Source organism: Ancylobacter sp. 3268, from assembly GCF_031456575.1.
Taxonomy (GTDB): Bacteria; Pseudomonadota; Alphaproteobacteria; order Rhizobiales; family Xanthobacteraceae; genus Ancylobacter.
On sequence record NZ_JAVDUX010000010.1, the window covers coordinates 1 to 21,911 of the forward strand.

18 protein-coding genes, 1 tRNA gene and 1 pseudogene are annotated in these 21,911 nt (G+C 64.3%); 6 read left to right on the forward strand and 14 right to left on the reverse strand.

The genetic code is table 11. From position 1 onward, the window contains the following. Positions 1-305: 305 nt before the first annotated feature. From J2X65_RS14800 to J2X65_RS14810, 3 genes are all read right to left on the reverse strand, one after another. A complete protein-coding gene (locus J2X65_RS14800; protein WP_310202321.1) occupies positions 306-1,133 on the reverse strand; it encodes a Hint domain-containing protein in 828 nt (275 codons plus the stop codon). Between the two features lie 97 nt (positions 1,134-1,230). Next, positions 1,231-1,419, reverse strand: a complete 189-nt coding sequence (locus tag J2X65_RS14805; protein ID WP_310202324.1) for a hypothetical protein — start codon at positions 1,417-1,419, stop codon at positions 1,231-1,233. A gap of 79 nt (positions 1,420-1,498) precedes the next feature. Continuing rightward, positions 1,499-3,148 carry a M20/M25/M40 family metallo-hydrolase gene (locus tag J2X65_RS14810; RefSeq protein WP_310202326.1) on the reverse strand — a complete coding sequence of 550 codons (1,650 nt, stop codon included), beginning with the start codon at positions 3,146-3,148 and terminating at the stop codon, positions 1,499-1,501. A 590-nt stretch (positions 3,149-3,738) separates the two neighbouring features. Between J2X65_RS14810 and J2X65_RS14815 the strand changes: the two genes are divergently transcribed. Together J2X65_RS14815 and J2X65_RS14820 are read left to right on the forward strand one after the other, a co-directional pair. Continuing rightward, positions 3,739-5,859, forward strand: coding sequence for an alkyl sulfatase dimerization domain-containing protein (locus J2X65_RS14815; RefSeq protein ID WP_310202328.1), 2,121 nt, complete (start codon positions 3,739-3,741; stop codon positions 5,857-5,859). Positions 5,860-5,890: 31 nt separating this feature from the next. Further along, positions 5,891-6,415 carry a hypothetical protein gene (locus J2X65_RS14820; RefSeq protein ID WP_310202330.1) on the forward strand — a complete coding sequence of 175 codons (525 nt, stop codon included), beginning with the start codon at positions 5,891-5,893 and terminating at the stop codon, positions 6,413-6,415. Positions 6,416-6,621: 206 nt separating this feature from the next. Here J2X65_RS14820 and J2X65_RS14825 read toward each other — a convergent pair. Both J2X65_RS14825 and J2X65_RS14830 read right to left on the reverse strand, forming a co-directional pair. Then, positions 6,622-6,833 (reverse strand): annotated as a pseudogene (locus J2X65_RS14825) (IS3 family transposase); the annotation flags it as partial. A gap of 171 nt (positions 6,834-7,004) precedes the next feature. After that, on the reverse strand, positions 7,005-7,262 hold the full coding sequence (locus J2X65_RS14830) for a helix-turn-helix domain-containing protein (protein WP_310202332.1): 258 nt from the start codon (positions 7,260-7,262) through the stop codon (positions 7,005-7,007). A gap of 107 nt (positions 7,263-7,369) precedes the next feature. Here J2X65_RS14830 and J2X65_RS14835 point away from each other — a divergent pair, with 107 nt between their 5' ends. Further along, positions 7,370-7,690 (forward strand): hypothetical protein, encoded by a 321-nt coding sequence (locus tag J2X65_RS14835; protein ID WP_310202334.1) that lies wholly within the window; start codon positions 7,370-7,372, stop codon positions 7,688-7,690. Positions 7,691-7,921: 231 nt separating this feature from the next. On the opposite strand, the gene J2X65_RS14840 is transcribed toward J2X65_RS14835, so the two are convergent. Then, positions 7,922-7,997, reverse strand: a tRNA-Lys gene (locus J2X65_RS14840). Positions 7,998-8,221: 224 nt separating this feature from the next. On the opposite strand from J2X65_RS14840, the gene wrbA reads away from it, so the two are divergent. Further along, a complete protein-coding gene (wrbA, locus tag J2X65_RS14845) occupies positions 8,222-8,821 on the forward strand; it encodes an NAD(P)H:quinone oxidoreductase type IV (RefSeq protein ID WP_310202337.1) in 600 nt (199 codons plus the stop codon). Positions 8,822-8,896: 75 nt separating this feature from the next. On the opposite strand, the gene tgt is transcribed toward wrbA, so the two are convergent. The 7 genes from tgt to gyrA form a co-directional block, all read right to left on the reverse strand. Further along, a complete protein-coding gene (tgt, locus tag J2X65_RS14850) occupies positions 8,897-10,033 on the reverse strand; it encodes a tRNA guanosine(34) transglycosylase Tgt (protein ID WP_310202339.1) in 1,137 nt (378 codons plus the stop codon). Further along, positions 10,030-11,106 (reverse strand): tRNA preQ1(34) S-adenosylmethionine ribosyltransferase-isomerase QueA, encoded by a 1,077-nt coding sequence (queA, locus tag J2X65_RS14855; protein ID WP_310202341.1) that lies wholly within the window; start codon positions 11,104-11,106, stop codon positions 10,030-10,032. The genes tgt and queA overlap by 4 nt, the downstream gene beginning before the upstream one ends. 175 nt (positions 11,107-11,281) lie before the next feature. Beyond that, entirely contained in the window at positions 11,282-11,740 is a 459-nt protein-coding gene (locus J2X65_RS14860) for a peptidylprolyl isomerase (RefSeq protein ID WP_310202342.1), read from the reverse strand. Between the two features lie 79 nt (positions 11,741-11,819). Then, positions 11,820-12,377: a peptidylprolyl isomerase gene (locus J2X65_RS14865; RefSeq protein WP_310202344.1), complete on the reverse strand. Its 558-nt coding sequence runs from the start codon at positions 12,375-12,377 to the stop codon at positions 11,820-11,822. A gap of 40 nt (positions 12,378-12,417) precedes the next feature. After that, positions 12,418-12,927, reverse strand: a complete 510-nt coding sequence (gene coaD / locus J2X65_RS14870) for a pantetheine-phosphate adenylyltransferase (protein WP_310202346.1) — start codon at positions 12,925-12,927, stop codon at positions 12,418-12,420. 86 nt (positions 12,928-13,013) lie between these two features. Beyond that, positions 13,014-13,595, reverse strand: a complete 582-nt coding sequence (locus J2X65_RS14875; RefSeq protein ID WP_310202348.1) for a TIGR00730 family Rossman fold protein — start codon at positions 13,593-13,595, stop codon at positions 13,014-13,016. A gap of 77 nt (positions 13,596-13,672) precedes the next feature. Continuing rightward, positions 13,673-16,429 carry a DNA gyrase subunit A gene (gyrA, locus tag J2X65_RS14880; RefSeq protein WP_310202350.1) on the reverse strand — a complete coding sequence of 919 codons (2,757 nt, stop codon included), beginning with the start codon at positions 16,427-16,429 and terminating at the stop codon, positions 13,673-13,675. Between the two features lie 269 nt (positions 16,430-16,698). Between gyrA and J2X65_RS14885 the strand changes: the two genes are divergently transcribed. Further along, positions 16,699-17,325, forward strand: a complete 627-nt coding sequence (locus J2X65_RS14885) for a MarC family protein (RefSeq protein ID WP_310202352.1) — start codon at positions 16,699-16,701, stop codon at positions 17,323-17,325. 353 nt (positions 17,326-17,678) lie between these two features. Here the strand turns inward: J2X65_RS14885 and ssb are convergent, their stop codons facing one another. Then, a complete protein-coding gene (gene ssb / locus J2X65_RS14890; RefSeq protein WP_310202354.1) occupies positions 17,679-18,233 on the reverse strand; it encodes a single-stranded DNA-binding protein in 555 nt (184 codons plus the stop codon). 325 nt (positions 18,234-18,558) lie between these two features. Between ssb and uvrA the strand changes: the two genes are divergently transcribed. Next, entirely contained in the window at positions 18,559-21,465 is a 2,907-nt protein-coding gene (gene uvrA, locus J2X65_RS14895; protein WP_310202356.1) for an excinuclease ABC subunit UvrA, read from the forward strand. Positions 21,466-21,911 lie beyond the last annotated feature (446 nt).

Here is a 21,911-nt window from a genome sequence, read left to right on the forward strand (position 1 = left end):
TCTCCGCCCACAAATCATCCGGAAGCAGCTTCTTCACCATGAAGCCAAACTCAAGCCGACATGGTTAACAAACGGTTTTGTTAGGCGCTCTAAGTCCCGCGCCACGAGTTAGGGCGCATTGGGCGCTGCACGGCGCCGCCCTTGCAGGTGATCTTGGCGCCGTCGCCCGCGTCGAGGCCGGCGGCCGACTTCGCGATCACCTACTGAGTGGTGTGAGTTATGACGGGCGTAAGCTCGGCCCTCACAGCCAAATGAAAAGGCCCCGCTTGCAGCGGGTCCTGGTGGTCTGCTGAGGTCTCGAAGGGTTAGGCAGCCGCGACGATGGCGGGCGCTTGAGCGGCAATCCCCGCTCGGATGCTCGCAGGCAACTGACGGGCCGACTTCACTCGCGGCAGATCAATCTCGCCGGTGCCCTGGCGTTCGGTGCTATAGAGCCCCTCGAACTCGGCGTAGTTGTCGAAGCGGCGACGGCTCACATTGTCGACGAAGGTCTCCGCCGGCACGCCCTCGGCAAGGATCAGTGAATGGTCGTCAAGCTCGACATGGTAGTAGACAAAGGTCTGCGGCATCTCAGCATGGCGCACGATGGTCGTGCCGTTCACCAGGGCACCGGCCTGGACCAGAAGGCCATCGATCTCCAGGGCGTGATCGGCCGAGACGAAGAGATCGCGCACCGGCAGGTTGTCGCCCAGCGCGCGCGCGGCGATACGGATCGGCAGCACCCGCAGCGGGTCAGCGAAAACGGTGGAAACGGTCTGCCGGGCCAGCCAGCGCACCGGCCGTGCATCGCCCCCGGCCGTGAGCACGAGATCGCCGACCCTCAACGTCTCGATCGCCACCTCGCCGTCCGGCGCGGCGATCATCGTGCCCGCAAGGAAGCAGACGATGAATGGCATTGCAGTCCATTGGACCTCATCGCCGATAGCGAGTGAAATGTCATTCGAATAGAGATAGTAGAATTCCGGAATTTCCTGAGCGACGAAGCCATCGTCATTGTATCCGATATAAATGTCGCCATAAGGCGTCAGCTCGTCCCCAGTAACAAACTCGTTGCCGGGTCTGATATTACTCGCAACTCCGGGGCTGGCACTGTAGCTTGCGGAAATGCGAGGAACCCCATCCACGATGCGCACCAAATAATACCCGGCTTAGGAATAATCGGCCATTTCCCCTCCACGTCGCCAGTTTCAGGCGCATAGACCTCTATTCGGCTGATAACACGCGCGAGGCTTACGTAGCGAGGCTGATCGGCCGCGCGTCGGTCGAGCGCGCCTTGGGCAAGGCGGTGCAGTACGGCGTGACGAACTGGTTGGCCTCGCCGGTGCGGCGGGACAGGATCTCCGGCGGCTTGCGCCAAGAGAGGATGGCCGCGCGGATCTGGGCGGGCGTCGCGCCGGAGAAGGACAGCGGCAGGGGCACACCGATCCGCGTGCCCTATATCGGCATATGTGATTGCACCTACGACGTTATGCGCAACCGGAGAAGTTGCTGCGAGCTGTCAGTCGAGGAATCGCTTGACGACTTCTCGCAGAAACCTTGGTAGCTCCTCGAAAGCGTAGGGCGTATGCACCCTTTCAAGCCGTTGGTGAAACTCGCGGCCCCAAGGTCCAATGTTCACCACGGGAAACGAAAGCGCATCCTTCCGAACTATATCGACGAGCGCTTCGGTCGGTGTGTTTGCCGCCACATAAGCACTATCTCGGTCGAGGGGGCTATGTCCGAAGAAACTCATGTCCGAAATGCCTGTGAAGTACTCGCGATACTTCAGCGGGCAGCCGCCGGCCTTCTCATGCGCAAGCCGAGCGGCTTCGATGGCGTCCGCGAAGGCCGCGTTCCCTTCCACCCTCGACAGATGCGTTGAAGGGTAGACGAGACTGCTGAAACCATAGACGACGGCGGGGCCGGTCACGCCAGCTTCCGTTGCCATCGCGCCAACGATGGCACGTGTCTGAGCTAGCGGATCGTCGGTGCCCCGTAATCCCTGATCAACACTCCTCACCCTGGCAACCGCATCGGGGCCACCCACGTGCTTAACCTGCTCTCTCAGTTCCTCGATCGAAATAAGAGAGGCCTCCGCCACCGGAGCAGCCGGGGTCGCGCCCAGCATAGCTGCATAGGAAAACACATGTTTGTTGAACTGCTGGATGGCGACGGCCGCGCCGGTGCGCACCTTCTGCTTGAACAGGCCGAGCAGATCCCGCGCCGTCCAGTTGTGCGAGAGCCAGTTGAAGGCGACCCAGACGCGCTCGGGCGTGGTGACTTCATAGCCTCCGCGAAGATCCTTCGCCTCAAGGCAGACCGGCGGCGGCGAGACTTCGCCGGCGGCCGTGTCGCACAAGGTCGGGTTCGCTTCGACCGACCGGATGATCTCAGAAGCGATCAGCTGGGCACTCACCCCCTCGAAGGGGTAGCTCGCATGCGAAGATTGGCCGACGATAAAGGCGAAAGGCAGCGCCTTTCCGATCGTGCCGCGATAGATGGCGCGGCCTTCCTCGCCGTTTCCCTGGTCGCTCGTCGCATCCAGATTGATGCCCGCCTCGATATCCAAGCCGAACTCGGCGGCCAGCGCGGGAAGCGCATCGCGCAAACTGCGCATGCCCCGTGAGCCACGTTCCTCGTCGGGGGTCGCGATGAAGACAAGGCTGCCGGAGCGCTCCGGATCGGCAGCGAAGTCCTCGAGAACCGCGATGCCTGCCGCGAGTCCGCTCTTCATATCGAGAAGGCCGCGTCCTGGCAGGAACTCACCGCTCTTGAAATCCTCCAACGCGCGCCGCTCGCCCGGCTTGAGCGGTCGATTCTCAAGGTCGGAGATCAACGCCCCCAGCAACTCGTCGGGCTTGAACGCCAGCGGCGCGAGGTCCCGATAGTTGTCGATCGAAACCACGTCGTAGTGGCCCGCCATGGCGAGCGCACGCATTCCCTTGCCGCGGACGATCGCGACGACGCTGCGAGTCATAGGGTCGCCGTGGCTGTCGACCAGACGAACTTGGTCAGGACGCTCGCGGAAATACGGGATGTCCCGAAGGAGCCCGGCGAGGCGCTCACCGAAGGCCGCCTCACCCAGCGAGCCTGTCTCACTGCCCCACTCCACGAGACGACAGGACAGTTCACGAACGCGAGCCTCGGGATTCCAGTTCGGCTGCCTCATCAGGCACGCTCCCAAGGCGCTGCGGGAGCGCGGGTAAGAGGGCTGCACATGCGGCTCCCACTTGGAGCCTAATCATCGACAGTACATAGCTTTGACGGCAGCGGGAACAGCCCGCCGCAGGTGTTCATGCCGATCGGCAGCGGGCCAGCCTGGTCATGGTGCCGGAGCTGCGGCGGTCGCAACGCCTACAGTCGATCGGACGGACGGAAGCCAACGTGCCGTCGCCGAGGTGTCAAAAGTAGCCTGGGGCGCCAGAAGCAGAAGTGGGCTGCAGCGGCTACGAATAGCCGGTTTGGGGCCGGAGCAGACTGTCGGCTTTTACGATCAGGTTATTCAAAGCAGACGTCATTGACCGACGCGGCATCCTGAATTGACTCAAACACGCCGTCGCTAGGAGTGTCGATCTTCCCCATGAGCTGATCCACCTGGCCCTTCCCAGGCTGGTATTGCGGCAGACCAAAGACCTACGCGACTGTAGCATGCTTACCTGAGGCCGCCTTAACGCGAAGTCCGAGCGAGCAGACTGAAGCGCGATAAACTCTCGGGAACTGGTCACCTCCGCTGCTTGCGCGGCCCCAGAGGAGAGTGTCATGGCCGAACCGACCAAGCCTCCGGTCAATAATGAAGTCCGCTCCACCGCCGCTGTTCCAGCGGAGTGGCGTCCTTTCGAAACGCTCCACCGCGAAATCAGCAGGGCAGAATTCCTTCGTGGCGCAGCATCGGCGGGGCTCGCCGTCAGCGTGATCGGGCAGTCCGGCGCGACGCGCGCCCAGGATGCTCCTCCCGCGCCCATGAGCGGCGCCGCGGGAAAGCCCGCCTCACGAGCGACCATCGAGTACAACGGCCAGTACCGGAACGGGTTGCCGTTCGACAACGTGCAGGACTTCAGAGATGCCCGACGTGGTTTGCTGGCAGCCCTGCCTGATCCTGCGATCATCAAGAACAGCGACGGCACGCCGGTCTGGGATCTCAGTGTCTATTCCTTCCTGGGCACGTCGGACGCCGACGATGCGCCTGACACAGTGAATCCCAGCCTTTGGCGCATGGCGAAGCTGAACATGATCCATGGCCTCTTCGAGGTGGTCGATGGAATCTATCAGGCGCGCGGATATGACCTGTCGGTGATGAGCATCATCAGCTCCGACACGGGTTACATTGTCATCGACCCGCTCGTCAGCGCAGAGACCGCCGCTGCCGTCTGGCAGCAACTTGTCATTCGCCAACTCGGCGACAAGCCTATCGTCGCCGTCATCTACACGCACAGCCACGTGGATCATTATGGCGGCGTGCGTGGCCTGGTTCAGCAGGCCGACATCGACGCCGGCAAGGTCAAGATCGTCGCGCCCGCAGACTTCACCGAGGCTGCGGTCGGGGAGAATATCATCGCCGGCAATGCGATGAGCCGCCGCGCCAGCTACATGTACGGGAACCTGCTCCCAAGGGGGGCCACTGGCCAAGTCGATGGTGGTCTCGGCAAGTCGACGTCAAGCGGAGAAGTCGGGCTGGCACTGCCCACCGACTGGGCCACCGAGACCGGACAAAGGATCACCATCGACGGGGTCGAATTGCAAGTGATTATGGCGCCAAATTCCGAAGCGCCATCGGAGTTCATGTTCTACCTGCCGGAATTCAAGGCGTCCTGCGCTGCAGAGAACGCCTGCCACACCCTCCACAATCTCTACACACTGCGCGGCGCCAAAGTCCGCGACGGCCTGCTCTGGTCGAAATATCTCCAGCAAACGCTCGATCTTTATGGCGATCAGGTCGAGGTGCTCTTCACCTCGCACCACTGGCCGACATGGGGCAATGAGGAGGTCGTCACGCACCTCAAGAAGCAGCGCGACATGTTCCGCTTCCTGCACGACCAGGTCATGCGCATGGCGAACAGCGGCATGACGCCGAAAGAGATCGGCGAGGTAATCCGCCTGCCGCACGACCTTGCCACCACATGGGCCTGCCGGAGCTATTACGGCACCGTCTATCACGACGCGGTGGCCCAATATAATCTGCGGCTCGGCTTCTTCGACGGCGTGCCGGCGACGCTGCACCAACTCCCCCCGACCGAGGCCGGGGCGCGCTATGTCGACTTCATGGGCGGCGCCGACAACGTGCTGCGACAGGCGAGGGTGTCTTACGAAAAAGGCGATTATCGGTGGGTTGCGGAGGTCGTGAACCACGTCGTCTTTGCCGACGCCAACAACGTCGCCGCGAAGCAATTGCTGGCCGATACCTATGAGCAGCTGGGCTATCAGTCGGAAAGCGGACCTTGGCGTAACTTCTACCTGACGGGCGCGCGCGAGTTGCGGCAAGGGGTCACGCAGTTGCCTACGCCGAACACCGCGAGCGCGGACACTATCAAAGCCATGCCGATCGAGATGTTCTTCGATTTTCTTGGTGTACGACTGAATGGCGATCGCGCGGCGGGCAAGACCGTGGCCATTAATGTAGAACTGACCGACACCAATACTAAATATGTCCTCGGAGTCGAGAACGCGGCCGTCCATTATACAAAAGATAAGAGTCTGCCGGACGCAGACGTCTCTATCGTCACCACCCGCGCGGATCTGAACGACATCATGCTCGGTTTGTCGACGATGGAAAAGCAAGTTGTCGAAGGCAAGGCCAGGCTGACCGGCGACCCGAAGAAACTATCCGAGTTCGTCGGTATGCTGGATAATTTCGAATTCTGGTTCAACATCGTCACTGCTTGAGCAGAGGCGCCGCATGTGCACGATTTGCGCTTTGGCGATCGAATTTGATGTTGAGCACCCTGAGGCGCTGGCCGTCGCGGTGGCTACACGGCAGGCAATCGATGCCGGCCTCCTTCCGGAAGGTGCCGGTGGACGCCTGGACATGGCGCGGTCACGGCGCCAGGCGATCGCGCTTATGGGAGTTTTGCAGCAGCGCCTAGAACTGGTGCTGCCACCTTTTACCTTGCAGGGGCTACCCAGCTTCTTCGTTCTGATGATCGAGAGCAGGACGTGGGGGTATTTCACCCCCACGCTACGCGGCTTTGATACCTCGGCCAGACCGTCGCGACCGCGCCTGAAAGGCGATGACGACGGCGGCCGGGACTGCCTGCTATTGATGTCCCAGGCGGCCGGCGCTGCTATTGCGAAAGGCCAGATCTCCTTCGCCCAAGCGACTGGGCACGGCATGGTTCTCGTGGATGCGCCGGCGATCCCCGCGACACTCGTCGAAGCAGCCTTTGACAAGGCCTATCCGGCCGGCGGCTTCAGCACGTTCGTCTGCACCGAAGTTGTGTGAACACAGATGAGCGGTTGCTCTGACTGCGACCGAATTTCCGGGACACCCTCGGTGCGATCTGTTTCGGCCCGGGGCTGCGATGGCGACGACTAGTGGCTGCATCAGGTGTTGCCCGAAAACCCGATCCAACTGACGTCCACTCTCGGGTGGGGACGGGAATGTCAATTTGAACCGCCCCGGCTTCGCCGGAGGCCATTTGGTTTGAGTCACGCCGCCATTTGCTGCTCGTCGAGCAGAGCATAGTAGCGTTCCTCGGCTTCGGCCGGCGGTGTGTTGCCGATGGGCTCCAGCGGTGGCGATGGTTGAACCGGTCTACCCAGGTTAGGGTGGCGAACTCGACAGCTTTGGTGGATCGCAATGGACCCCGCGGATGGGTGACCTCGGCGTTGTGGAGGCCGTTGATCGTCTCGGCCCGCGCGGGCCGCGCCTATGTTCGTGGTCTTGCTCATCATAACCCCATGCTCTCAGGAGTTGGGGCCTCGACAAACGCAGGGCGGTCGGAAACAAGCCATCAGATATTTTCTGATGCTTCACGAAGGCGCTCAACCGGGTCCTCCGTCAGGCAGTGAAGGACCGACGTGGATCCATTTCACTGATTGCCAATGGTCCGCTCCTTCCTCAGCCGCACCCCCGGCCCCTCGCCGTTCTCCGCGACGAAGATCACGCCGGCTGTCTCGAGGGCGCGCTGGATGGCGGTGAGCGTTGAAACCCGGGTGCTTGTCAGCGCACCGTCCATCTTTTCAAGGCGCTTGATCGTTTCAACGGACACACCAGACCGCTCGCTCAAATGAGCTTGGTCCCAGCGCAGCAACGCGCGAGCAGCTCTAATCTGTTCCGCCGAGAGCATGTGACACCTCATGTGTAATTTTTTGTACCCCAGAGGTTGACACCTCGCAAGGAGGCAATTACACCTCAAGTGTCATTATCGTTAACAGCTGCTGAAGGCAATCAGCCATGCCGAACCCCATCGTTCCGGCCAACGCCACCGCTTTGCCTGCTGCCAAGCACCATGCCGAACCGTCGACCGGCGCCGGCTGCCTGTCGGACAAGCGCCTCCTCGCCCTGGCGGACGAGCTTCAGCGTGACCCATCGGTGATGGCGGCCGTGTCCTATGACGCGCTGCTGCAACGGGTGCGCGAGGTGACGATCGGCACGATCACGGGCGAAAGTCTCGAGCCGATCGCCGAGGTGCTGCACAGCCGGCAGATGGCGCGGCACTACCGCGCTGTGGCCGCCGCTCAGGTGGAGGGCCGCGCCCATCGGTGGGCGTCGTAGTAGCTCCGGCCATGGGTGGGCGGTCGAGATAGTGACGGCGACATCACCCGCACGGCCGGACGAACCGACTGTCGATTACAGCTGAGGCCCATGCCGGCAGCAGTGACCTCAAGCGGAACTCCTTCCGGTGGTTCCCGCGTCGGTGGCGACACCGTGGCGACAATCCGGTTATCGATAGCGGCACCAAGACGGACTGCCGCCTCCCAAGCAATTGAAAAACTTAGGAAAATGTGGTGAGCCCGTCGGGATTCGAACCCGAGACCCCATGATTAAAAGTCACGTGCTCTACCGGCTGAGCTACGGGCTCCCACGGGGATGGGGCTTAAGGGTTTCGGCGCCGGATGGCAAGAAGCTGAACCATCATACGCCCCGCCTTCGACACCCACCTGACGACTCAACCTTTCCACATTGCAATTCTGCAAGGGCAAGCTGTCAATCATCGTGCTTCCGATGCACCACCCGAGCGGCTAGCTTCCTGCAACACCTCAGCCGGTTCTGCCGGCAAAGCCAGGATGCAAGGAGCATAGGGAAATGGCGAAGGTTCTCGTTCTCTACTATTCGAGCTACGGCCACATCGAGACGATGGCCGAGGCCGTCGCCGAAGGCGCCCGTGAGACCGGCGCAGAGGTGGTGGTGAAGCGCGTTCCCGAAACCGTGCCGGAAGAAATCGCCAAGGCGAACCATTTCAAGTTGGATCAGAAGGCTCCGGTCGCCACTGTCGACGAGCTGAAGGACTATGACGCCATCATCTTCGGCGCCGGCACCCGCTTCGGTACCGTAGCCTCGCAGATGCGCGCCTTCGTCGACCAGACCGGCGGCCTGTGGTTCACCGGAGGCCTTGTCGGCAAGGTCGGTTCGGTGTTCACCTCCTCGGCCACGCAGCATGGCGGTCAGGAATCCACCATTCTCGGCTTCGTGCCGACCCTGCTCCACCACGGCATGGTGGTGGTCGGCCTGCCCTACGCCTTCCAGGGTCAGATGGGCCTGGACGAAATCAAGGGCGGTTCGCCCTACGGCGCCTCGACCATTACCGATGGCGACGGCTCGCGCCAGCCTTCCAAGGTGGAACTCGACGCCGCCCGTTATCAGGGCAAGCATGTCGCCACCATTGCCGGCAAATTGCACGGCTGATCGACCGAGCCGCAGGCAGCCACCCGACAGGCGCATGGCCGGCCCCCTTGGAGCCGGCCATTTTCATGTGCCGCTTCAGCCGCGTGCCGGGATGTCGCCCCTCGCCCAGCCTTGCTTCACCTCGACCTTGAAGGCCTCGAAGCGCCCTTGCGCGATGGCGTGACGGATGCCCTGCATCAGGCTCTGGTAATAGGCGAGGTTCACCCAGGTCAGCAGCATCGAGCCCAGCATCTCGTCGCAGCGGATCAGGTGATGGAGATAGGCGCGCGAATAGTCCCGCGCCGCCGGGCAGTCGCTCTCCTCGTCCAGAGGACGGGGATCATCCGCATGGCGCGCGTTCTTCAGGTTGATCCTGCCGAAGCGGGTGAAGGCCTGCGCGTGTCGGCCGGCGCGGGTCGGCATCACGCAGTCGAACATGTCGACCCCTCGCCCCACCGCCTCGACGATGTCGTCCGGCGTGCCGACCCCCATCAGATAGCGCGGCCTGTCCTGCGGCAGGATGGCGTTGACCACCTCGATCATCGCCAGCATCACGGCTTGCGGCTCGCCGACCGCCAGGCCGCCGATCGAATAGCCGGGAAAACCGATATCGACCAGGCCGCGCGCCGACTCTTCGCGCAATTGCGGCACATCGCCGCCCTGCACGATGCCGAACAGCGCCCGGCCTGGCGGCTGCGCCTCGAAAGCGCGCTTCGACCGCTCCGCCCAGCGCAGCGACAGGCGCAGCGCTCGCGCGACCTCTTCGGCAGAGGCCGGCAGCTTCACGCATTCGTCGAGCTGCATCTGGATGTCGGAGCCGAGCAGGCCCTGGATCTCCACTGACCTCTCCGGCGTCATCTCGTGATAGGCGCCGTCGATATGGGAGCGGAAGGTGACGCCCTTTTCGGTGAGCTTGCGCAGGCTCGCCAGCGACATCACCTGGAAACCGCCGGAGTCGGTGAGGATCGGGTGCGGCCAGCGCATGAAGGCGTGCAGGCCGCCAAGTTCGGCAATGCGCTCGGCGGAGGGGCGCAGCATCAGATGATAGGTGTTGCCGAGCACGATATCGGCGCCGAGCTCGCGCACCTGTTCCGGATACATGCCCTTCACCGTCGCGGCGGTGCCGACCGGCATGAAGGCGGGTGTGCGCACGACGCCGCGCGGCGTGATCACCTCGCCGAGGCGGGCGGCACCGTCACGGGCGATCGGGCGATAGGAGAAGGCGTCGGTCATCGGGAGCTTTCGGGAAACAGCAGGCAGGCATCGCCATAGGAATAGAAGCGGTAGCCGGTCGCGATGGCATGGGCATAAGCGCGCCTCTGCGTCTCGTGGCCGACAAGCGCGGCGACCAGCATCACCAGCGTCGAGCGCGGCAGGTGGAAGTTGGTCATCATCGCGTCGATGAAACGGAAGCGATAGCCGGGCGTGATGAAGATGTCGGTCTCGCCCTGCCAGGCCGCAAGCCGGCCGGAAGCGGAGGCGCTCTCGATCAGCCGCGTCGCGGTGGAACCGACGGTGACCACTCGCCCTCCCCGCCCCTTCACCGCGTTGAGCGCCTCGGCCGTGGCGGCCGACACCTCGCCCCATTCGGCGTGCATGCGGTGGCCGGCGGTGTCCTCGGCCTTCACCGGCAGGAAGGTGCCGGCACCGACATGCAGGGTCACCCGGTGCAGTTCGACACCGCGCTGGGTCAGGCGATCCGCCAGTGCCGGGGTGAAATGCAGCCCGGCGGTCGGCGCGGCGACCGAGCCTTCGGCGGCGGCGAACATGGTCTGGTAATCGGCGCGGTCCTGCGCATCCTCGGCCCGGCGAGCGGCGATATAGGGCGGCAACGGCATGTGACCGACACGGGCCACGGCGGCATCGAGCGCCGCACCGGAGGCCCCGAAGCGCAACGTGACCTCGCCGCCCTCACCTTTGGCGAGGATTTCTGCGGCCAGCGTCGCCGTGCCGTCCTCGGATCGAAACAGGATCACATCGCCCGATGCGAGTCGCTTGCCGGGCCGCGCCAGCGCCAGCCAGCTATCTTCACTGAGCCGCTTGTGCAGCATCGCTTCGACCCGGACGTCCGAGCCGCCAGCCCGACTGCGGGTACCATCGAGGCGGGCGGGCAGCACGCGGGTATCGTTGACGACCAGCGCATCGCCGGGCTCCAGCAGTTGCGGGAGGTCGCCGACATGCCGGTCCTCCAGCTCCAGCCCCATGCCCGGCCGCACCACGAGCAGCCGCGCGGCCTCCCGCGGCTCGACAGGACGCAGCGCGATGCGCTCGGGTGGCAGATCGAAATCGAAGAGGTCGACACGCATGGCTTGTTCGGTCGGCATCATCGCCGCCCGGTCCTCCCGGGCGACGGATGGTGGAAGCGGCACAACATAAACAGGAGCGGCGCCCCGGCGGCCAGATGTCTCCATCCGATCGCCGGGGCGCCGCTCAGGTGAAGCGCGACCGGACGACAAAACCGTCCAGTGACACGCCGGACGGTCAGGCCGCCATCTTGGCGGAAACGATCTTGTCCGGGTTGATCACCGGCTCGCCGCGCTTGATCTTGTCGACATTCTCCATGCCCTCGATCACCTCGCCCCAGATGGTGTACTGGCCATCAAGGAAGGAAGCGTCGCCGAAGCAGATGAAGAACTGGCTATCGCCGGAATTCGGATCCATGGCGCGCGCCATCGAAACGGTACCGCGCTGATGGCGGCCCTTGTTGAACTCGGCCTTCAGCTTCTGGCCGGAGCCGCCGCGACCGGTGCCGGTCGGATCGCCGGTCTGCGCCATGAAGCCGTCGATGACGCGGTGGAACACGACGCCGTCGTAAAAACCCTGCTTCGCCAGTTCGCTGATGCGGGCGACATGGCCGGGGGCGAGGTCAGGGCGCATGCGGATCTTCACCGGACCTTGGGTGGTCTCCAGGAGAAGGGTGGTTTCGGGATTGTCGCTCATTATCGTCACTCCTTTAGCAATTCTGGCGGGTGGAAGCTCGCGTGAAGGATGGCTTGGCGTTGGCCTACTTGGCATTGGCCTACTTGGCGTCGGCCGCGACCTTCATCGAGACGATCTTGTCCGGGTTCTGCACCGGCTCGCCGCGCTTGATCTTGTCGACGTTCTCCATGCCGGACACGACCTGGCCAATTACCGTGTACTGGCCATTGAGGAACGAGGCGTCGCCAAAGGTGATGAAGAACTGCGAATTGGCGCTGTTCGGGCTCTGGGCGCGGGCCATGCCGACCGTGCCGCGCTTGAAGGGCACGTTGGAGAATTCGGCCGGCAGATCGGGATAGCGCGAGCCGCCGGTGCCGTTGCCATACTGGCCGTCGCCGGTTTGGGCCATGAAGCCGTCGATGACCCGATGGAACGGCACGTTGTCGTAATAGCCCTCGCGCGCCAGCTGCTTGATGCGCTCGGCATGCTTGGGGGCGATGTCGGAGCGCAGCACGAACACCACCGGCCCCTTGGTGGTCTGCATGATGATGGTGTTCTGCGGATCGGCATTCGCCGGCAGCTTGGGCGCCGTCTGGGCGACAGCGGGCAGGGCCAGCGCGGCGGTGATGGCGAAGGCGGCGATCAGGCTACGGAACATAAGGAAACTCCGGTGCGGCTGCGGGTTCGGCCGTGCGCGATCAAGTAGGGCGGCGCAGCTTCGTGGCCAGTCGGCCGACCACGAGGGCCGGCACGAAGGACGAGACGTCGCCGCCCATGCCGGCGATCTGCCGGACAAGGGTGGCGGTGATAGGGCGGGATCCCGCGGAAGCCGGTAGGAACACCGTCTGTACCTCCGGCCGCAGCACGGCATTCATGCCGGCCATCTGCATCTCGTAGTCGAGATCGGTACCGTCGCGCAGGCCACGGACGAGCAGCCGCGCGCCATGGCGATGCGCCGCTTCGACGACGAGATCGGCAAAAGTGATGCACTCGAAGGCCGCGCCCTCGCTGCGGGCGATCGGCTCGAATATGTCGGTCAGCATCTCCAGCCGCTCTTCGGCCGTGAACAGCGGTGCCTTGCCGGGATGCACGCCGATGCCGATCACCAGCCGATCGACCATGCGGGCGGCGGCACGCGCCACCTCGACATGGCCATTGGTCGGCGGATCGAACGAACCGGGGTAGAAGGCGGTGCGCAGGGCGCTCATGCGGAGCCTCTCGATGCGGGGCAAGGGTTAGCGGCCTCACGCGGCGGACGCAAGGGGTACCGATGTCGCCGGCCCCGCCCCGCCGGCTAGCGTTCACCGCGACCGATCCATTTCGCGACATGCGGCGCCCGATAGGAGCGGAGACGGGCCAGCAGATCCTCCGAATCATCGGCGACCAGCAGCATGTCGCGATGCGACTCGCGCATGAACTCCTCTGCCACCACCTGATCGACGAAGCCGAGCAACCGGTCGTAATAGCCGGCGACGTTGAACAACGCGCAGGGCTTTTCATGGCTGCCGAGCTGCGCCCATGTCCACACCTCGAACAGCTCCTCCAATGTGCCGATGCCGCCGGGAAGCGCGACGAAAGCGTCGGCGAGTTCCGCCATCAGCGCCTTGCGCTCGTGCATGGAGCCGACGATACGCAGGTCCGCCAACCCTTTATGCGCCACCTCACGCTCCAGGATGCCGCGCGGAATGACACCCGTCACCTCGCCGCCGGCAGCGAGTGCGGCATCGGCCAGGGCTCCCATCAGTCCCACCGAGGCACCGCCATAGACGAGACCGATGCCCTGGCGCGCCAGCGTCGTGCCCAGCGCGACCGCCGCCTCGGTGTAGTCCGCCCGGTAGCCGGCATTGGAGCCCAGAAAGACGCAGATGCGATGCATGACCTATCCCTCAAACGGCAACGGCGCCGTCTCCAGCGCCGCTGACTCTCAATGATTGCGGGCGGAAGACCGGCGGCTCAGTCGGCCGCCTCCTCCCCGAGACTCTCCTCGCCCTCTTCCTCGCTGACGCGCTCGACAGAGACCACCTTTTCGTCGGCGGCGGTGTCGAACACGATCACGCCCTGGCTGCCACGCCCGACGACGCGAATGCCGTTCACCGGGCAGCGGATCAGCTGGCCGCCATCGGTGACCAGCATGATCTGGTCGGCATCTTCCACCGGGAAGGAGGCGACCAGCGGCCCGTTGCGGTCATTGACCGCCATGGCGACGATGCCTTTGCCACCACGCCGGGTCGTCCGGTACTCGAAGGACGAGGTGCGCTTGCCGAAGCCGTTCTGCGACAGGGTGAGGATGAACTGCTCGGCCGCCCCCATCTCGGCATAGCGGGTCTGGCCAAGTTCGCTGCCACCCGCACTGACCTCCTCGGCGTCAGCCTCGACAACTTCCGGCCCGGCGTCGGCCCCATCATCCACACCATTAAGGCTACGCCGCATAGCGTTGGCGCGCTTGATATATTCCGCCCGCTCCTCTGCCGTTACCTCCAGGTGGTGAATGATCGCCATCGAGATGATGCGATCGTCGCCCTCCAGCTGAATGCCGCGCACCCCCATGGAGTCGCGTCCCTTGAAGACGCGGACTTCCGTCGCGGGGAAGCGGATGCACTGGCCGTGCGCCGTGGTCAGCAGCACGTCGTCGGCTTCGGTGCAGAGCTGAACGCCGGCGATAGCCTCGCCTTCCTCCAGCTTCATCGCGATCTTGCCGTTGCGGTTAACATTGGTGAAGTCGGACAGCTCGTTGCGCCGGACCGTGCCGCCGGTGGTGGCGAACATGATCTGCAGCCGGTCCCAGGACTCCTCCTCCGGCAGCGCCATGATCGAGGTAATGCGCTCGTCGGCATCCAGCGGCAGGATGTTCACCAAGGCCTTGCCGCGCCCCTGCGGCGTGGCGATCGGCAGGCGCCAGACCTTGAGCTTGTAGACCTGCCCCTTGGAGGAGAAAAACAGCACCGGCGCATGGGTGGAGGCGACGAACAGCCGGGTGACGAAATCCTCGTCGCGGGTCTGCATGCCGGAACGGCCCTTGCCGCCGCGCCGCTGCGCCCGATAGGTCGAGAGCGGCACACGCTTGACATAACCGGCATGCGAAACGGTGACGACCATGTCCTCGCGGGCGATCAGGTCCTCGTCCTCGAAGTCGCCCTCGCCTTCGGTGATCTCGGTTCGGCGCGGGGTACCGAACTGCGCCTTCACCTCCAGAAGCTCTTCCTTGACGATCTGCCGGATGCGCTCGCGGCTCGCCAGGATCTCGAGATATTCGCGGATCTCGACCGCGATCTTGTCGAGTTCATCGGCGATTTCGTCCCGGCCCAGCGCGGTGAGGCGCTGCAGGCGCAGGTCGAGAATGGCGCGCGCCTGTTCTTCCGAGAGGCGGTAAGTGCCATCGTCGTTGATACGGTGGCGCGGGTCGTCGATCAGCGCGATCAGCGGCGCCACATCCAGAGCCGGCCAATTCCGCGTCATCAGCAGTTCGCGCGCGGTCGCCGGGTCCGGCGACGTGCGAATGGTGCGGATCACCTCGTCGATATTGGCGACGGCGATGGCGAGCCCCACCAGCACATGGGCGCGATCGCGCGCCTTGCGCAGCAGGAACTTGGTGCGGCGGCTGACCACCTCCTCGCGGAAGGCGACGAAGGCCGTGAGCAAATCGAGCAGCGTCATCACCGCCGGCCGGCCGCCGTTGAGCGCCACCATATTGGCGCCGAAGGAGGTTTGAAGCGCGGTCATGCGGAACAGATTATTCAGTACCACGTCGCCCTGGGCGTCGCGCTTGATCTCGATGACCACGCGCAACCCCTCGCGGGAGGATTCGTCCCGGATCTCGGCGATGCCTTCCAGCCGCTTGTCGCGCACCAGCTCAGCCATGCGCTCGATCATCGTCGCCTTGTTCACCTGATAGGGAATCTCGGTGACGATGATCGCCTCACGATCCTTGCGGATCGTCTCCACCGTGGCGCGGGCGCGCATCACGATGGAACCGCGCCCGGTCATATAGGCCTGGCGGATGCCGCTGCGCCCGAGGATGAGCGCGCCGGTCGGGAAATCCGGGCCTGGGATGATGTCGATCAGTTTCTCGACGTCGAGGTCCGGCTCGTCGATCAGCGCCACGCAGGCATCGACCACCTCGCCGAGATTATGCGGCGGAATGTTGGTCGCCATACCGACCGCGATGCCGCCGGCGCCGTTGACCAGCAGATTCGGGAAACGCGACGGCAGCACCGTCGGCTCCTGCTCGCGGCCGTCGTAATTGTCCTGGAAATCGACGGTGTCCTTGTCGAGATCGTCAAGCAGCGACATCGCCGGCTTGGCGAGGCGAACCTCCGTGTAGCGCTCGGCTGCCGGCGGATCGCCATCGATGGAGCCGAAATTGCCCTGACCATCAATCAGCGGCAGGCGCATGGAAAAGTCCTGCGCCAGGCGCACCAGCGCATCATAGATCGCCTGGTTTCCGTGCGGATGGTACTTACCCATCGTGTCGCCGGTGACGCGGGCGGACTTGTTGTAGGGGCGCTCGGGGACGTAATTGTTTTCGCGCATCGAGAACAGGATGCGGCGATGCACTGGCTTCAGGCCGTCGCGAACATCAGGCAGTGCGCGAGAGACGATCACGCTCATCGCATAGTCGAGATAGCTGCGCGAGAGCTCCTCGGTGATCGAGACGGGCCGGATATCCGAAGGACCTTCGTCCTCGGGCCTCAGCGTATCGGAATCGGACAAGGAAGCGACTTTCCGTGGATTGCTTAGCGGGTTGTTTTATCTAGCCGATTCCGCCCGCCAACGCCAGCGCGTCGCCCCAGCGGGAGCTGCAAATTAGCCTTTGATATCAACGGGTTGCGATAGCGTTTTTCAAGCTGCCGGAAAAGATGGCGGAACCATGGCCAAAGCGTCCGAAAATACCTTCCCTTTCACCTCCCGCACATAGGAAGATGCGCCCCTGCCGCCTCCCGCAAGCGAGGCGCAGACACGGTATCTGGATACGCTAGACGATGCTCGACTACGTCCTATCGGCGGCCGTGACGATGCTGGTGGTCATCGACCCGATCGGCCTGGCGCCCCTGTTCCTCGCGGTCACCACCGGCCTGTCGGCGGAGGAGCGTCGCCATGTCGCCTGGCGCGCCTCGGCCATTGCCCTCGCCATACTCGCGCTGTTCGGCCTGATCGGCGCGCCGCTGCTCGCCGCGCTCGGCATCACCCTGCCCGCCTTCCGCATCGCCGGCGGGCTTCTGCTGTTCACCATCTCCTTTGAAATGGTGTTCGGACGACGCAGCGAACGCAAAACCGACGCGACGGAAGCGGCGATGCGCGAACATCTGCTGCACAATCTCGCGGTGTTCCCGCTGGCCATTCCGCTCATGGCCGGCCCCGGCGCCATCACCGCGATGATGCTGCTGGCCGGCGAAGCACGGGGCGACGTCGCCCGCCTCGGCGCCCTTTTCGCCATCACGCTGCTGGTGATCGCCTCCTGCCTGGTCGTCTACCTCGCCGCCGACCGCGTAAACCGCTGGCTCGGCATCACCGGCAACGCCATATTGACACGGCTGCTCGGCGTGGTCCTCGCCGCCCTTGCGGTTCAGTTCGTCATCGACGGCGTGAAGACGTCGTTCGGCCTCTGACGCAAAGGCCCGCCGCGCCGCGCCCACGGCACCGAAACACGGGTTGCGTCACGACGTCCTCCACGTCGGGGCGTTACATCGCGCTGAATGAATGCCCCCATTCAAAGACAGCGCCATATGTCACGCATCGGCCCGGCGGACCACCTGCCGACGAGGATCGAAGCCAACTGCCCCCACGGAAAAGCGGCGACAGCCCCACCGAACCGCCGAGCGCCACAACCGCAACGCCCGAAAGATATCGAAACGGCCCATGGCATGTACGGCCACAAGAAAAGATCCGATCGAACGCCCGTCAACACCGTTCAGCCACACCCGCCGCACCGATTGTCGCAACCCGCCGGGCCGGCGATCCCTCAGAATGGGATTTCGTCGTCGATGTCGCTGCTGCCGCCGCCAAACGAGCCGCCGCGCGAAGCCGCCCCGCCGCCGACCGCCGCCGGCTTGCGCTCGCCGCCGAACGAGCCGCGGGCGGACGAGCCGCCAAAGGAGGAGCCGCTGGAGCCGAAATCGCTTCCTGCGCTGTAATCGTCACCACCGCCCGAGCCTTCGCCGCCACCGCGGCTGTCGAGAATGGTCAACTCGCCGCGGAACTGCCGCAGCACGACTTCGGTGAAATAACGCTCGGCACCCGACTGATCCGTCGCCTTGCGGGTCTCGAGCTGACCTTCGATATACACCTTCGTGCCCTTGCGCAGATATTGCTCGGCAATGCGCAGCAGGTTCTCGTTGAAGATCACCACGCTGTGCCATTCGGTGCGCTCGCGGCGCTCACCCGAGGCCTTGTCGCGCCACGTCTCCGAGGTGGCGATGCGCAGATTGCACACCCGCCCGCCGTTCTGGAACGTACGCACTTCCGGATCCCGGCCCAGATTGCCGACCAGGATCACTTTGTTGACGCTGCCGGCCATGTCGTTCTCCAAAATCCGTCTGCCGTATCGGGTCGGCGACTATAAACCATTGCACCGCAGGTCGCCGGACAGGGGACGCGCTCGTCCACACCTTTGGCGCGCACAGTGGCAAAACCTCGACGCCTCGCCACCTATAAACAATGTTCTTGTTATGTTCGTATCATCGTGCATAGTTCGGCGCAAGCCCGATGACGTTTCGGCCGAGCGACACTATGTTTGACGCCATGCAACAAGCACGCGCGCCCTCCCCGAAAGCGGTCATGCCGTCCACCGGGGGATCGGGCGCTTTCGTGTTGGCCTTCTGTGCCGGGATTGAGAGACAGGAATGAAAGACCTTCCGCAGCCGTCGCGTCGTGATGCCCGCTCGATCACCATTCGCGGCGCGCGCGAGCACAATCTGAAGAATGTCGATCTCGAGATTCCTCGCGACAGCCTCGTGGTATTCACTGGTCTCTCCGGCTCCGGCAAATCCTCCCTCGCCTTCGATACCATTTATGCCGAGGGGCAGCGGCGTTACGTGGAGAGCCTCTCCGCCTATGCCCGCCAGTTCCTTGAAATGATGCAGAAGCCGGACGTCGACCAGATCGACGGCCTGTCCCCGGCCATCTCCATCGAGCAGAAGACCACCTCCAAGAACCCCCGCTCGACCGTCGGCACCGTCACCGAGATCTATGATTACATGCGCCTGCTCTGGGCGCGCGTCGGCATTCCCTATTCGCCCGCCACCGGCCTGCCGATCGAGAGCCAGACGGTCAGCCAAATGGTCGACCGGGTACTGGCGCTGCCGGAAAAGACCCGGCTCTATCTGCTCGCGCCGGTGGTGCGCGGGCGCAAGGGCGAGTACCGCAAGGAACTGGCGGAGTTCCAGAAGAAGGGCTTCCAGCGCGTCAAGATCGACGGCGCCTTCCACGAGATCGCCGAGGCACCGGCGCTCGACAAGAAATTCAAGCACGATATCGACGTGGTAGTGGATCGCCTCGTCGTGCGCGCCGATATTGCCAGCCGGCTCGCCGACAGCTTCGAAACCGCGCTCGGCCTCGCCGACGGCATCGCGGTGATCGAGTTCGCCGACGAAACGGAAGAAAATGGCACGCCGAAGCGCATCATCTTCTCGGAGAAATTCGCCTGCCCGGTCTCCGGCTTCACCATTCCCGAGATCGAGCCGCGGCTTTTTTCCTTCAACAATCCGTTCGGCGCCTGCCCGACCTGCGACGGACTCGGCCACGAAAGCAAGATCGATCCCAATCTCATCGTGCCGGATGGCACGCGCACGCTGAAGCAGGGTGCGATCGCCCCCTGGGCGAAATCGAGCTCGCCCTATTACGGCCAGACGCTGGAGGCTCTCGCTCGCCATTACGGTTTCAAGCTCACCACTGCCTGGGCCGAACTGCCGGAAAAAGTGCGCGACGTCATTCTGCACGGTTCGGGTGGCGAGGCGATCCGCTTCGTCTATGACGACGGCGTGCGCGCTTATGAGACGTCCAAGACCTTTGAAGGCATCGTCACCAATCTCGAACGTCGCTGGCGTGAAACCGAGAGCGAATGGGCGCGCGAGGAAATCAGCAAATATTTCTCCGACGTCCCCTGCGCCGCCTGCAACGGCTATCGGCTGAAGCCGGAAGCGCTGGCGGTGAAGATCGCCGGCTCGCATATCGGCCATGCGGCACAGCTTTCGGTGCGCACCGCGCTGGAGTGGTTCGCCGCCCTGCCCGGCCAGCTCACCGACAAGCAGAACGAGATCGCCGTGCGGATTCTCAAGGAGATCCGCGAGCGCCTCGCCTTCCTTCTCGATGTCGGGCTCGATTATCTCACTCTCGCCCGTGCCTCCGGCACGCTGTCCGGCGGCGAGAGCCAGCGCATCCGCCTCGCCTCGCAGATCGGCTCTGGTCTGACCGGCGTGCTCTATGTGCTGGACGAGCCGTCGATCGGCCTGCACCAGCGCGACAACGAGCGGCTGCTCGGTACACTCAAGCGCCTGCGCGACCTCGGCAATACCGTCGTGGTGGTGGAGCACGACGAGGACGCCATTCTCGCCGCCGATCATGTCGTCGATGTCGGGCCCGGCGCCGGCGTACATGGTGGGCGCATCGTCGCCCAAGGCACGCCGCCGGAAATTCTCGCCAATCCGAATTCACTGACCGGACAATATCTTACCGGCGTGCTGGGGGTGCCGGTGCCCAAGCGGCGCAAACCGAACCCCAAGCGCCTGCTCCGGGTGGTCGGCGCGCGCGGCAACAATCTGAAGGACGTTTCCGCCGAGGTGCCGCTTGGCCTGTTCACCGCGGTCACCGGGGTCTCGGGCGGCGGCAAGTCGACCTTGCTCATCGACACGGTCTACAAGGCGGTGGCGCGGCGGCTCAACGGCGCCTCCGAGCCGCCCGCCCCCCATGACCGCATCGAGGGCCTTGAACACCTCGACAAGGTGATCGACATCGACCAATCGCCGATCGGCCGTACCCCGCGCTCCAATCCGGCGACCTATACCGGCGCGTTCACCCCGATCCGCGAGTGGTTCGCCGGCCTGCCGGAGGCGAAGGCGCGGGGCTACGGCCCCGGCCGCTTCTCCTTCAACGTGAAGGGCGGACGCTGCGAGGCCTGCCAGGGCGACGGCGTCATCAAGATCGAAATGCATTTCCTGCCAGATGTTTACGTCACCTGCGACGTCTGCAAGGGCAAGCGTTACAACCGCGAGACGCTGGAGGTGACCTTCAAGAACAAGTCGATCGCCGACGTGCTCGACATGACGGTCGACGAGGGTGCCGAGTTCTTCAAGGCGGTGCCGGCGGTGCGCGACAAGCTGGAGACGCTGTCACGCGTCGGGCTCGGCTATATCCATGTCGGCCAGCAGGCCAATACCCTGTCCGGCGGCGAGGCGCAGCGGGTGAAGCTCTCCAAGGAGCTGTCGAAGCGGGCGACCGGCCGCACGCTCTACATCCTCGACGAGCCGACCACCGGCCTGCATTTCCATGACGTGGCCAAGCTGTTGGAAGTGCTCCATGAATTGGTCGAGCAGGGCAATACCGTGGTGGTGATCGAGCACAATCTCGAGGTGATCAAGACCGCCGACTGGGTTCTCGACCTCGGCCCGGAAGGCGGTGACGGCGGCGGCGAGATCGTTGCCGAAGGGCCGCCGGAACAGATCGCCAAGACGCCACGCAGTCATACCGGCCGATTCCTTGCCGAGGTGTTGGCACGCCGCCCCATGAAGAAGCGGCCGGACGCCGCCGAGTAGCGCCGACACTCGCGACGAGCTGCGAAGAGTGCAGTCAGGTGTCGCGTGAGACCGATCGGGTGCGGGAAGTCGATGCGGACCGCATGAGCGAAGTCCGGCCCGCGCCGGCAACCAACCGGCGGGCTGACGCTTCATGGTCGAAGGCCATGGGGCAAATCGGCGCGGATTGACCGCCGTCTGGGACAGGCAACCCGTCGCCATCGCCCCGCCGGCCGACGCGCTGGGCACTGGCATCGAGGTGGCGGCGGGGATGCTGTTCCGAGCCATGGCTGGCGAGATCCGTGTCCGGCGATCTGCCTCGGTGGCGAACGACCCTCCAACGGCGTGCGGCAGGCAGCGCTCTTGCTGCCCGATATCGTTCGGGGTGGCCGCCCTCGGCATGTGCCGACCTGGTGCCGGATGATCGCCGGCCGGCGGACGCTCGATGGACCCGATAACGCCATCCT

What these genes read in the sequence shown, in the direction of transcription:
- J2X65_RS14865 (WP_310202344.1), bottom strand. Translation starts at nt 12,377, where the DNA reads ATGTTCCGTAGCCTGATCGCCGCCTTCGCCATCACCGCCGCGCTGGCC.
- tgt (WP_310202339.1), bottom strand. Translation starts at nt 10,033, where the DNA reads ATGACCGACGCCTTCTCCTATCGCCCGATCGCCCGTGACGGTGCCGCC.
- J2X65_RS14885 (WP_310202352.1), top strand. Translation starts at nt 16,699, where the DNA reads ATGCTCGACTACGTCCTATCGGCGGCCGTGACGATGCTGGTGGTCATC.
- coaD (WP_310202346.1), bottom strand. Translation starts at nt 12,927, where the DNA reads ATGAGCGCCCTGCGCACCGCCTTCTACCCCGGTTCGTTCGATCCGCCG.
- uvrA (WP_310202356.1), top strand. Translation starts at nt 18,559, where the DNA reads ATGAAAGACCTTCCGCAGCCGTCGCGTCGTGATGCCCGCTCGATCACC.
- ssb (WP_310202354.1), bottom strand. Translation starts at nt 18,233, where the DNA reads ATGGCCGGCAGCGTCAACAAAGTGATCCTGGTCGGCAATCTGGGCCGG.
- queA (WP_310202341.1), bottom strand. Translation starts at nt 11,106, where the DNA reads ATGCGTGTCGACCTCTTCGATTTCGATCTGCCACCCGAGCGCATCGCG.
- J2X65_RS14810 (WP_310202326.1), bottom strand. Translation starts at nt 3,148, where the DNA reads ATGAGGCAGCCGAACTGGAATCCCGAGGCTCGCGTTCGTGAACTGTCC.
- J2X65_RS14830 (WP_310202332.1), bottom strand. Translation starts at nt 7,262, where the DNA reads ATGCTCTCGGCGGAACAGATTAGAGCTGCTCGCGCGTTGCTGCGCTGG.
- J2X65_RS14875 (WP_310202348.1), bottom strand. Translation starts at nt 13,595, where the DNA reads ATGCATCGCATCTGCGTCTTTCTGGGCTCCAATGCCGGCTACCGGGCG.
- J2X65_RS14860 (WP_310202342.1), bottom strand. Translation starts at nt 11,740, where the DNA reads ATGAGCGACAATCCCGAAACCACCCTTCTCCTGGAGACCACCCAAGGT.
- wrbA (WP_310202337.1), top strand. Translation starts at nt 8,222, where the DNA reads ATGGCGAAGGTTCTCGTTCTCTACTATTCGAGCTACGGCCACATCGAG.
- J2X65_RS14815 (WP_310202328.1), top strand. Translation starts at nt 3,739, where the DNA reads ATGGCCGAACCGACCAAGCCTCCGGTCAATAATGAAGTCCGCTCCACC.
- J2X65_RS14835 (WP_310202334.1), top strand. Translation starts at nt 7,370, where the DNA reads ATGCCGAACCCCATCGTTCCGGCCAACGCCACCGCTTTGCCTGCTGCC.